The organism is Amycolatopsis sp. NPDC049691 (genome assembly GCF_040675005.1).
GTDB lineage: Bacteria > Actinomycetota > Actinomycetes > Mycobacteriales > Pseudonocardiaceae > Amycolatopsis.
The window spans coordinates 223,390-234,040 of record NZ_JBFANX010000015.1 but is presented as its reverse complement, the minus strand read 5'-3'; the positions used below and the strand labels follow the sequence as shown (position 1 = coordinate 234,040).

12 protein-coding genes and 1 tRNA gene are annotated in these 10,651 nt (G+C 69.3%); 9 read left to right on the top strand and 4 right to left on the bottom strand.

Annotated elements, in window-relative coordinates; genetic code table 11:
- Positions 1-167 precede the first annotated feature (167 nt).
- Entirely contained in the window at positions 168-1,586 is a 1,419-nt protein-coding gene (locus AB0J40_RS30995; protein WP_364459799.1) for an FAD-dependent monooxygenase, read from the bottom strand.
- A 95-nt stretch (positions 1,587-1,681) separates the two neighbouring features.
- Between AB0J40_RS30995 and AB0J40_RS30990 the strand changes: the two genes are divergently transcribed.
- The 8 genes from AB0J40_RS30990 (at position 1,682) to AB0J40_RS30955 (ending at position 7,629) form a co-directional block, all read left to right on the top strand.
- A complete protein-coding gene (locus AB0J40_RS30990) occupies positions 1,682-2,266 on the top strand; it encodes a TetR/AcrR family transcriptional regulator C-terminal domain-containing protein (protein WP_364459796.1) in 585 nt (194 codons plus the stop codon).
- Between the two features lie 77 nt (positions 2,267-2,343).
- Positions 2,344-2,420: transfer RNA gene (locus tag AB0J40_RS30985), tRNA-Met, on the top strand.
- A 381-nt stretch (positions 2,421-2,801) separates the two neighbouring features.
- Complete coding sequence (locus tag AB0J40_RS30980; protein ID WP_364459793.1) at positions 2,802-3,302, top strand: helix-turn-helix transcriptional regulator; 501 nt, start codon at positions 2,802-2,804, stop codon at positions 3,300-3,302.
- A 63-nt stretch (positions 3,303-3,365) separates the two neighbouring features.
- Positions 3,366-4,469 (top strand): peptide chain release factor 2, encoded by a 1,104-nt coding sequence (gene prfB, locus AB0J40_RS30975; RefSeq protein WP_364459791.1) that lies wholly within the window; start codon positions 3,366-3,368, stop codon positions 4,467-4,469.
- 112 nt (positions 4,470-4,581) lie between these two features.
- Entirely contained in the window at positions 4,582-5,271 is a 690-nt protein-coding gene (gene ftsE, locus AB0J40_RS30970; RefSeq protein WP_086683549.1) for a cell division ATP-binding protein FtsE, read from the top strand.
- A gap of 42 nt (positions 5,272-5,313) precedes the next feature.
- Complete coding sequence (ftsX, locus tag AB0J40_RS30965) at positions 5,314-6,207, top strand: permease-like cell division protein FtsX (RefSeq protein WP_364459788.1); 894 nt, start codon at positions 5,314-5,316, stop codon at positions 6,205-6,207.
- A 46-nt stretch (positions 6,208-6,253) separates the two neighbouring features.
- A complete protein-coding gene (gene smpB, locus AB0J40_RS30960; RefSeq protein WP_364459785.1) occupies positions 6,254-6,736 on the top strand; it encodes an SsrA-binding protein SmpB in 483 nt (160 codons plus the stop codon).
- Entirely contained in the window at positions 6,733-7,629 is an 897-nt protein-coding gene (locus AB0J40_RS30955) for an amidohydrolase family protein (RefSeq protein WP_364459782.1), read from the top strand. The genes smpB and AB0J40_RS30955 overlap by 4 nt, the downstream gene beginning before the upstream one ends.
- Here the strand turns inward: AB0J40_RS30955 and AB0J40_RS30950 are convergent.
- Both AB0J40_RS30950 and AB0J40_RS30945 read right to left on the bottom strand, forming a co-directional pair.
- Complete coding sequence (locus AB0J40_RS30950) at positions 7,619-8,920, bottom strand: acyltransferase (protein WP_364459779.1); 1,302 nt, start codon at positions 8,918-8,920, stop codon at positions 7,619-7,621. The genes AB0J40_RS30955 and AB0J40_RS30950 overlap by 11 nt on opposite strands.
- Before the next feature lie 94 nt (positions 8,921-9,014).
- Entirely contained in the window at positions 9,015-9,239 is a 225-nt protein-coding gene (locus AB0J40_RS30945; RefSeq protein WP_364459776.1) for a hypothetical protein, read from the bottom strand.
- A 130-nt stretch (positions 9,240-9,369) separates the two neighbouring features.
- Between AB0J40_RS30945 and AB0J40_RS30940 the strand changes: the two genes are divergently transcribed.
- On the top strand, positions 9,370-10,011 hold the full coding sequence (locus tag AB0J40_RS30940) for a methyltransferase domain-containing protein (RefSeq protein WP_364459773.1): 642 nt from the start codon (positions 9,370-9,372) through the stop codon (positions 10,009-10,011).
- Here AB0J40_RS30940 and AB0J40_RS30935 read toward each other — a convergent pair.
- Entirely contained in the window at positions 10,008-10,649 is a 642-nt protein-coding gene (locus AB0J40_RS30935; RefSeq protein WP_086685091.1) for a response regulator transcription factor, read from the bottom strand. The genes AB0J40_RS30940 and AB0J40_RS30935 overlap by 4 nt on opposite strands.
- Positions 10,650-10,651 lie beyond the last annotated feature (2 nt).

Here is a 10,651-nt window from a genome sequence, read left to right as displayed (position 1 = left end):
CCCCTGTGGTCGATGTAAAAACACCTGCCCCCGAATGGTTGGGGGGCGCTGTGTCCCCCCAAAAACCCCCCCCCCACGCCTCCTTCGCATTTCCCCTGGGGGTCGAACCCCCAGACCCCCGCCAGGGGGCTTCGCCGCCCCTGGACCCCCCTTCGTGGGTCGCGTTCTCAGGTCAGCCAGCCTTCTGTGGATCCCGTTGTCGAGGCCACGTAGCCGTCTGGGCGCACCAGCACCTTCGTCAGGTCGGGCCACGGCAGCTCCGGCACCTCCGCTACGACTACCTCCGGATGTGGTGCCGCCGCCGGGGTTTTCGTCAGCAGGACGAACTTTCCACTGTGGAACAAGTCGCTCGCGAAGCCGTTGCCCAGTGCGAAGTCCGGGAGACGCGCGCCCGCCGCCGGGTGGGTTTCCTCCGTCGCGTAACGGATGTCCAGTCCCGAGACCATCCCCGACAGCTTGCGCTGCACCTCCGGCAGCGACGCCAGGTCGCGGAACAGGGCCCGCAGGGCCAGCTGGTCCGGGCTCAGCGGGATCAACGCGTTCTGGGCCGCCACGTTCTGCAGGACTCCGGACGCCACCGCGCGGCGCTCCGCCTCGTACGAATCCAGCAGCCCCGCCGGGGCCCGGCCGCGCAGGTCCGCCGCCAGCTTCCAGCCCAGGTTCACCGCGTCCTGGACGCCCAGGTTCAGGCCCTGGCCGCCCGCGGGGAAGTGGACGTGCGCCGCGTCGCCTGCCAGGAACACCCGGCCCACCCGATACTTCGCCGCCAGGCGGCTGTCGTCCGAGAAACGGGACACCCAGCGGATCTCTTCGATCTCCACCTCTTCGCCGAAGCGTTCGCGGACCGCCGCGCGGACCTCCTCCGCCGGCACCTCCGCCCGGAGGTCTGCGGGGCGGTGCAGCCGGTCGCCGTAGCTCAGGCGGTACAGGTTCGGCTCGCCCAGCGGGATCAGGCCGACGAACTTGCCCGGGCTGAGCGACGTCACCATGTTGCCCATCGACCGCCACTCCGTCGGCGCACCCGGCGGGGTCGTGCGGAACAGGACGTCCGCCGAGACGCCGTGACCGCGGCCCTCGATCCCCTCGAACGCCAGTCCCAGCGCCTTGCGCACCGCGCTGCGGCCGCCGTCGCAGCCCACCAGGTACTTCGCCCGCACCCGCAGGTCGCCCGCCGTGACCGTCACGCCGTCGGCGTCCTGCTCGAATCCGGTCAGCTCGTGACCGCGGAGCACCTTCACGCCCTGCTCGGCCAGCCGCTCCTCCAGCGTCGCCTCGACCTGGGCCTGGGGGATGCCGACCTGGTAGGGGTGACGCGTGTCCCAGCCGGCGTAGCTCACCGGGATCACCGCGAAGTGTCCGTCCGCGACAGTCGCGAACGAGCGCCGCTCCGCGCGCTCCAGCAGGCCACGCAGATCGAGGACCTCCGCCGTGCGCGGCTGCAGGTTCAGCGCCTTCGACAGTCCCGTCCGCTCGTGCATCCGCTCGAGCACGGAGGTGTCCACTCCGGCCAGTGCCAGCTCGTTCGCCAGCATCAGCCCGGCCGGCCCCGCCCCGGCGACGACCACCTCCGTCGTCAGCTCGTTCATCCCCAGCTCCTTAACAACGTTAAATTGACCCGATCCGAGGATGCCCTTAACATCGTTAAACTGTCAAGCCGGGTACCCGAGGAGAACCGAAAAACATGGCCCTGACCAGGCAGGACATCGCACGTTCGGGCCTGAAGCTGCTCAACGAGGTGGGCCTCAACGGGCTCACGCTGCGGCTGATCGCCGCCGACCTCGGCGTCAAGGCGCCGGCGCTGTACTGGCACCTGAAGAGCAAGCAGGAACTGCTCGACGAAATGGCGACGCAGATGTACGCCGATTCGGCCGACGACCGGCGCCCGCCGGCGGAACTGGGCGAGTGGGACGCCGTCGCGCACGGCGCGCGGGCGCTGCGGCGGATGATGCTGTCCTACCGCGACGGCGGGAAGGTTTTCGCGGGCACCTACCTCGGCGACACCGGATTGGTCGGGCCGAGCCCGCTGCGTCGCAGCATCGAGGCCGGTCTGGACGAACGGCGAGCCGGTCAGGCGCTGTTCACCGTCTACAGCTACGTCGTCGGCTTCACCATCGAAGAGCAGGCGGTCTACCCGGTGCCGGGTCAGCTGGACGAGCGCTACCGCAGCGCGGAGGCGGGCGACCTGCTCGCCGACGTCGACGCGCGTTTCGAGGACGGCCTGGAGATCGTCCTCAGTGGAGCGCGCCAGTGGCTCGGAGTGGCGTAACGCCTGGTCAGCGGCTTCAGGTACCCCGGTGAAAACCCCATGGCCACCCCGTGTAATCTATTCAAGTACCACAACGGCGCGGGGTGGAGCAGCTCGGTAGCTCGCTGGGCTCATAACCCAGAGGTCGCAGGTTCAAATCCTGTCCCCGCTACCAACGAAGAGGCACGTTCTCGGAAATCCGGGAACGTGCCTCTTTTGTCATGTCCGCACGACTTTCACTGCCGACTTTTCCGCGAAACCGTCGAATGACTGCGGATCCCACGATGTGAACGCCGGTTCCGGGTGGTTGCGGTGCGTGTCCGGAGTGCGCCAAGCCGGGGAAAGCCTCCTGCCGAACTCACCTGCCTGGCCGTGTCGCGGCGGCTCGCGTGCGGCTGGTTGGACCAAAGTGCAGGCCCCGGTGGTTGCACAGCGTGTCCGCGGTCCACAGTGGACCTGGCCGCATTGGGCCGAACGAGGGGATCTCACTAGCCACAATGGACAGATCTGCTGACCACTGTGGACACAGCGGCCGATAAGTGGGAATCTAGGGGGCGTGTCCGAATTGAATGCAACAGCCGCCGCCCTGCTCGGTCTGCTCCACGACGGTCCCGCCACCGGCGGGCAGCTCGTCGCGGGAGCGGGTGAGCGTTTCGGCGCCTTCTTCAGCGTCACCCGCAGCCAGGTGTACCGGGAGCTCCCGGCGCTGTCCAAGGAAGGCCTCGTCCGGCTCGGCAAGCAGGGCCCGCGCTCCAGCCAGCAGTACCTGATCACCGCCGCCGGCAAGAAGGCCTTCAAGGCCTGGCTGACGTCCGAGGCCGGCCCCGACCACCTGCGCAGCCCGCTCATCCTGCGGCTCGTGCACGCGGGGTCGCTGACCGCGAAGCAGCGCCAGTCGCTGCTCGAGTCGGCCCGGACGAGCTACAGCCAGCAGCTCGACGACGCGAAGGCAGCCACCAAGGCGGCCGACGGGCCGTACGAGAAGGCCGTCGCCGAGTTCGCCCAGGCTCAGGCCAAGGCCGCGCTCAAGCTGCTCGACGCCATCCCCGCGGCCTGAGGTTCGCGCGCCCACGACCGGTCCTCGCAACCGGTCGTGGGTTTTGCCGTAACCTTGACAAACGTGAGTGATGAGTTCGACGCGGCACTGAAGGACCTGGCCGGCAAGCTGACGCAGATCGAGTCGGTGATGGACCTCGACGCGCTGCGTGCCCAGGTGGCTGACCTGGAGAAGCAGGCCTCGAGCCCGACGCTCTGGGACGACCCGGAGGCGGCGCAGAAGGTCACCAGCCAGCTGTCCCACCGGCAGGGCGAGCTGCGTCGGGTCTCCGACCTGCGCCAGCGGCTCGACGACCTGGGCGTGCTGTACGAGCTCGCCGAGGCCGAGGGCGACGCCGGCAGCATGGGCGAGGCCGAGAGCGAGCTCGCCGACCTCGGCAAGGCCATCGACGGCCTCGAGGTCCGCACGCTGCTCTCGGGCGAGTACGACGACCGCAACGCCGTCGTCACCATCCGCTCCGAGGCCGGCGGCGTCGACGCGGCCGACTTCGCCGAGATGCTGCTGCGCATGTACCTGCGCTGGGCGGAGCGCCACGGCTACCCGACCGACGTCTACGACATCTCCTACGCCGAAGAGGCGGGCATCAAGTCGGCGACGTTCAAGGTGAGCGCCCCGTACGTCTACGGCACCCTCTCGGTCGAGCAGGGCACCCACCGGCTCGTCCGGATCTCGCCGTTCGACAACCAGAGCCGCCGCCAGACGTCGTTCGCGCACGTCGAGGTGCTGCCCGAGGTCGAAGAGGTCGACCACGTCGACATCCCGGAAAAGGACATCCGGGTCGACGTCTACCGCTCGTCGGGCCCCGGTGGCCAGAGCGTCAACACGACCGACAGCGCGGTGCGCATCACCCACATCCCGACGAACATCGTCGTCTCCTGCCAGAACGAGAAGTCGCAGCTGCAGAACAAGGCGGCCGCGATGAAGGTCCTCCAGGCGCGGCTGCTGCAGCGCAAGAAGGAAGAAGAGCGCAAGGAGATGGACGCGCTCAAGGACGGCGGCTCCAGCTGGGGCAACCAGATGCGCTCCTACGTGCTGCACCCGTACCAGATGGTCAAGGACCTGCGGACCGAGTTCGAGGTCGGCAACCCGACCGCGGTGCTCGACGGCGACATCGACGGCTTCCTCGACGCCGGCATCCGCTGGCGGAAGCAGAGCGAGGCCGCCTGACCGGTGCGGGGGGTGTTTGCGCGACCGCTCACCGTGCGCAAACACCCGCTGCTCCACCCGGGTGGACCGGGCAACCGGGGCTTCACGAGACCGGTGGGTAGTATGCCGAATCGTGATCCGGCTCGAAGAGGTTTCCAAGGTCTACAAGACCTCGACGCGGCCCGCGCTCGAGCGGGTGTCCGTCAACATCGACAAGGGTGAGTTCGTCTTCCTCATCGGTCCCTCGGGATCGGGGAAGTCGACCTTCCTCCGGCTGCTGCTGCGCGAAGAGACGCCCAGCAAGGGCCGCGTGATGGTGTCCAACTTCGACGTCGCCAAGCTGGCCCGCCGCCGGGTCCCCCGCCTGCGGCAGACCATCGGCTGCGTCTTCCAGGACTTCCGCCTGCTGGCGAACAAGACCGTCGCCGAGAACGTCGCGTTCGCCCTCGAGGTCATCGGCAAGCCCGCCCCGACCATCAAGAAGGTCGTGCCCGAGGTGCTCGAGCTCGTCGGCCTCGACGGCAAGGCGGACCGGCTGCCCAACGAGCTCTCCGGTGGTGAGCAGCAGCGCGTCGCGATCGCGCGCGCGTTCGTGAACCGGCCGCTGGTGCTGCTCGCCGACGAACCGACCGGGAACCTGGACCCCGACACCAGCCAGGACATCATGCTGCTGCTGGAGCGGATCAACCGCACCGGCACGACCGTCCTGATGGCCACCCACGATCACTCCATCGTGGACTCCATGCGGCGCCGCGTCGTCGAGCTCCAGCTCGGCCGGGTGATCCGCGACGACGCCCGCGGCGTCTACGGCATCGGTCGCTGACCTCCCCGCCCCAGCCCCCGACTTCAAGGACCTGACCCCGACATGCGCGCCAGTTTCGTCTTCAGTGAGGTAATCACCGGCCTGCGCCGGAACGTCACGATGACCATCGCGATGATCCTGACCACGGCCGTGTCGCTCGCCATGCTCGGCGGCGGCCTCCTGGCCGTGCGCACGATCGACAAGATGAAGTCCAACTTCCTCGCCGACGTCGAGGTTTCGGTCTACCTCACCGACGACATCAGTGCGAACGACAAGAACTGCACGCAGTCGCTGTGCCAGTCGCTGCGTTCGTCGCTGCAGAGCAACGACGGCGTCGAGTCGGTCGTGTTCGAGAACCGCGACCAGGCCTTCGACCGGTTCAAGAAGATCTTCGAGAGCCAGCCGGAGCTCATCCAGCTGACCGGGCCGGAGTCGCTTCCCGCGTCCCTGCACGTGAAGCTGAAGGACCCGGACCGCAGCGACGCGATCGTGCAGGAGTACGGCAGCAAGCCGGGCGTGCGGAAGGTCGACGACCAGAAGAAGTTCCTCGACCGCGTGTTCAACGCCTTCAACGGCGTGCGGAACATGGCGTTCGGCGCCGCGCTCATCATGGCCATCGCGGCGCTGCTGCTGATCGCGAACACGATCCAGGTGTCGGCGTTCACCCGGCGCACCGAGGTCGGCATCATGCGGCTGGTCGGCGCGACGCGGTGGTACACGCAGCTGCCGTTCCTGCTGGAGGCGGTGGTCGCCGGCGTCTTCGGTGCGGTCATCGGGATCATCATGCTGATCATCACGAAGGCCGGCTTCCTCGATTCGGTGTTCACCGGGGACGTGTTCCCGAAGATCACCACGCTGGAGCTGCTGTTCCCGGTCGCGCCGATCCTGCTGGCGGTGTCCGTGGTGATCTCCGCCATCACCGGGTACGTCACGCTGCGCCTGTACGTCCGGCACTAGCTTTAACCGGCTGCTTGTCACCGTCGGAATCACGTAGAGTGGTCGTATGCCCAAGGAACGTGGCCAGAAGGTGATCGTGTCGAACCGCAAGGCGCGGCACGATTACGCCATCCTCGACACCTACGAGTGCGGTCTCGTGCTCGTCGGCACCGAGGTGAAGAGCCTGCGCGAGGGCAAGGCGTCGCTGGCGGACGCGTTCGCGACGGTCGACGACGGCGAAGTGTGGCTGCGCAACGTGCACATCCCGGAGTACACGCAGGGCACGTGGACCAACCACATGCCGCGGCGCACCCGGAAGCTGCTGCTGCACCGGCGGGAGATCGAGAAGCTCATCGGCAAGACCAAGGAGAGCGGGCTCTCCCTGGTGCCGCTGTCGATGTACTTCAAGGACGGCAAGGTCAAGGTCGAGATCGCGCTGGCGAAGGGCAAGAAGTCCTACGACAAGCGGCAGACGCTGGCCAAGCGGGACGCGCAGCGCGACATCAGCCGGGCCATGGGCCGCGCGCTGAAGGGCCGGTTCACGGAGTGACGGCGGGCCCGGCCGCCGACAGTGAGGTGGCGCGCTGGACGGCGGACCTGGGCCTGCCGGGCCTGGTCGACCTGCACGTCCACTTCCTGCCGAAGCCGGTGATGGACAAGGTCTGGGCGTACTTCGACCGGGCCTCGACGCACTACGGCACGGACTGGCCGGTGTTCTACCGGACGTCCGAAGAGGACAGGCTGGCGACGCTGCGCTCGCTGGGCGTGACGCGTTTCGCGCCGCTGGTCTACCCGCACAAGCCGGGGATGGCCGAGTGGCTGACGGACTGGGCGCTGGAGTTCGCCGCGCGGGTCCCGGACGCCGTGCCGACCGGGACGTTCTACCCCGAACCGGGCGCCGGGTCCGCTGTGGACGGTGCGCTGCGCGCCGGTGCCCGCGTGTTCAAGGCGCACGTCCAGGTCGGCGCGTACGACCCGCGTGACGAGCTGTTGAAGCCGGTGTGGGGTGCGCTGGCCGACGCCGGCGTCCCCGTCGTCGTCCACTGTGGACACGGTCCGTTGCGGGGCGACTTCACCGGGTTGTCGGTCTTCGAAGAGGTCCTCTCCGCGCATCCGGACCTGACGGCGGTGCTCGCGCACGCGGCGATGCCGGAGTTCGGGACGGCGTTCGAGCTGCTCGGGAAGTACCCGCGCGTGCACCTGGACACGACGATGGTCGGCGTCCCGTTCGCCGAACGGATGTCGCCGCTGCCGCCGGACTGGACGGCGCGGCTGGCCGAGTTCGCCGACCGGGTCGTGCTCGGCACGGACTTCCCGAACATTCCGTACTCGTATGCGACGCAGTTGCAGGCGATCGCCGGCTGGGCGGCCGACGATCGCCTGGGGGAACCGTTCCTGCGGGCCGTCCTGCACGACACCCCGCTGCGGCTGCTCAACGCTTGACGACGGCGCGCTCGCTCACGACGACCGCGCGGCCCAGCAGGTCGACCACCGGCACGGGCTTGCTCGCCAGCAGGAACCCGGCCGTCGCGAGGACGATCCACGGGACCGGGCCGTGCGCGAAGCCGTCCGACAGCGGCGCGAAGCCGTGCGCGGCGAGGCCCAGCAGGCCACCGGAGATCATCAACCCCGCGACGACCAGCTGCGGCACCCTCGCGGTGACGACAGCGGTGTCGCGCTGCATCTCGAAGTGCGCGAAGAGCCGCAGCAGGCCCAGTAGGACCATGCCGCACACCGCGAACCACGCGGGCGCCATGACGAGCCAGAGGAGCGTGCCCGGCGCGGGCGTTTCGTAGCCGAGGCCGTAGACGGTCACGCCCGCCACCACGATCAGCGCCGGCATGTGCCAGAGGTAGACGCTCATGAACCGCGCGCCGAGCCAGCCGAGGGCGGTGCCGACGCCGGGACGTTCGGCGAGCGCGTTGAGCTGCGGGCGGAAGGCGAGGAGCAGGCCGACCTGGCCGACGGCGAGGAAGGCCAGCAGCACGGTGGGCGGGCTCATGTTCGACACCGGCGCGCCCGGCATGCCGATCATGCTGGCCGGGTACGGGCCGAAGGCGACCATCAGCGCGGTGACGCCGAAGCCGGCGGCCGACAGCGTCAGCGCGGCGCGGCGGGTGAGCGTGCCGAGGCGGCCTTCGACGTAGTGGAAGCCGAGCTGGTGCACCGCGACCCAGACGAAGATCGCGTTGGCGTAACCGATGTAGCCGAGGTCGTTGAAGCGGGCGACGTCGACGAGGATCCCGGCGACCCCCATGACCAGCGGGACCTTCAAGCCCCAGCGTCGGTGCGCGGCGACCATCAGCGGCGTGAGAAGCACGACCAGGACGTAGACGGCGAGGAACCACAGCAGCTGCGCGGCGATGGCGCTGCCGACCTGCAGCGGCTGGGGTGGGACGCCGAGGCCGCGCAGGAAGTCCGGCATGACGAGCCAGACGGCCATCAGCGGCAGCACGGGCAGCATCAGGCGCTTGAGCCGGGCGCCGAGCCAGGTCCGCGTGGATTCCGCGCGGCGGAAGGAGATCAGGTTGGCCGCGCCGCCGGCGAAGAAGACGAGGGGCATGACCTGGCTGAGCCAGGTGACAAGCCACCAGCCGGGCGTCGCGAGCGCGTTGCCGGTGCTCAGGGTGCCGTCGGAGTAGGAGAGCACCGGCATGGTCCAGTGCTGCGCGATGACGGCGAGGATGGCCCCCGCCCGGACGACGTCGAGGAAGCGGTCCCGGCTCTTCTGCATGCCCTTGAGCTTCGCGGGTTCGCTCGGCCGGAACAGCGGTGCTGACCGGCGTCTTCGGGGTCCTGTTGACCCCAGGGGGATGCGGGGGTTCTCCCTACCTCAGGCCGTCGGGCTCGGGTTCGTGCTGCGTCGCGGCGACGCGGTACTCCCAGCCGCTCTCGGTGAGGCCGAGCTCGTAGCGGGTCTCGATCTTCGGGCCGCCGTGCAGGTGGATGTGCCGGATGACGGTGCCGGGCACGGGTTCGGCGTCGCCGAGCTCCTGGACGCGGCCGTCGAGCGGGCCGCCGAAGAAGCGGACGCAGCGGGTCTCGTCGGTCATCTGCGCGCTCCTTCCCGGTGGGTCCGCTCATGGTAGGTGAGCGGTGTGCGGGGTGCCGCCCGCGGAACGGGTGACCCTATGTCCACCCTACGGGACTTCTCGTCACCTTCCGTCGATAGTGTTCGGGCTCGTGACCGAACCTGCCTACGTGACCGAGACACGGACCGCGTACGACACCGTCGCCGAGGCGTATGCCGAGGCGGCGCGGGACGAGCTGGATTCGAGTCCGTGGGACCGGGCGATGCTGGGCACGTTCGCCGAGCTGGTCGGCAAGACCGGCTCGGTCGGTGACCTCGGCTGCGGCCCGGGCCGGTTGACGGGACACCTGGCCTCCCTGGGCTTGGACGTGTTCGGCGTGGACCTGTCCCCGGGCATGGTTTCGGTGGCCCGCCGGACGTATCCGGAGCTGCGGTTCGAAGTCGGTTCGATGAGCGCATTGGCGCTGGCAGACGGCTCCCTGGCGGGTGCGCTGGCGTGGTACTCGCTGATCCACACGCCGCCGGAGCAGCTGCCCGGGTTGGTGGCGGAACTGGCGCGGGTACTCGCTCCGGGCGGCCGCCTGCTGACGGCGTTCCAGGTCGGCGACGAGCGCCGCCACGTCTCCCGGGGGTACGGCCACGAGGTTTCGTTCGACGCGTACCGCTTGCCGCCGGACTTCGTGGCGGGCCTGTTCGAGGCGGCCGGTCTGGTGCTGGAAGCGCGTCTGGTCAGGGCGCCGCAGGAACCGGAGCAGGTGCCCCAGGCCTATCTGCTGGCCCGGAAGCCCGGCTAACGGCCCAAGTAGGTCAGCACCGCACGGACGCGGCGGTGCTCCTCCGCGCTCGCTTCGAGGCCGAGCTTCGAGAAGATGTTGCCGATGTGCTTCTCGACCGCGCCGTGCGAAACGACGAGGGAGTTCGCGATCGCGGTGTTCGACAACCCCTGCGCCATCAAGCCCAGGACTTCGGATTCGCGCGCGGTCAACGCGTCCAGGGGGTTGCGGCGGCCGCGGGCCATCAGCTGGGCGATCACGTCCGGGTCGATCGCCGTGCCGCCGTTCGCCACCCGGCGGACCGCGTCGAGGAACTCGTCGACGTCCGCCACGCGCTCCTTCAGCAGGTAGCCGACCCCGCCGGCACCGCCCGACAGCAGCTCCACCGCGTACGACTCCTCGACGTACTGCGAGAGCACCAGAACCGGCAGCCCCGGCACCTCCTTGCGGGCCGCCAGGGCCGCCCGCAGGCCTTCGTCGGTGAACGTCGGGGGCATTCGCACGTCGACGATCGCCAGGTCCGGACGGTGTTCCTTCACCGCGCCGAGCAGGTCGTCGCCGTTGTCGACGGCCGCGGCCGTCTCGATGCCCTCGTCGGCGAGCAGCCGGGTCACCCCGGCCCGCAACAGCACGGCGTCTTCGGCGATGACTACCCGCATCC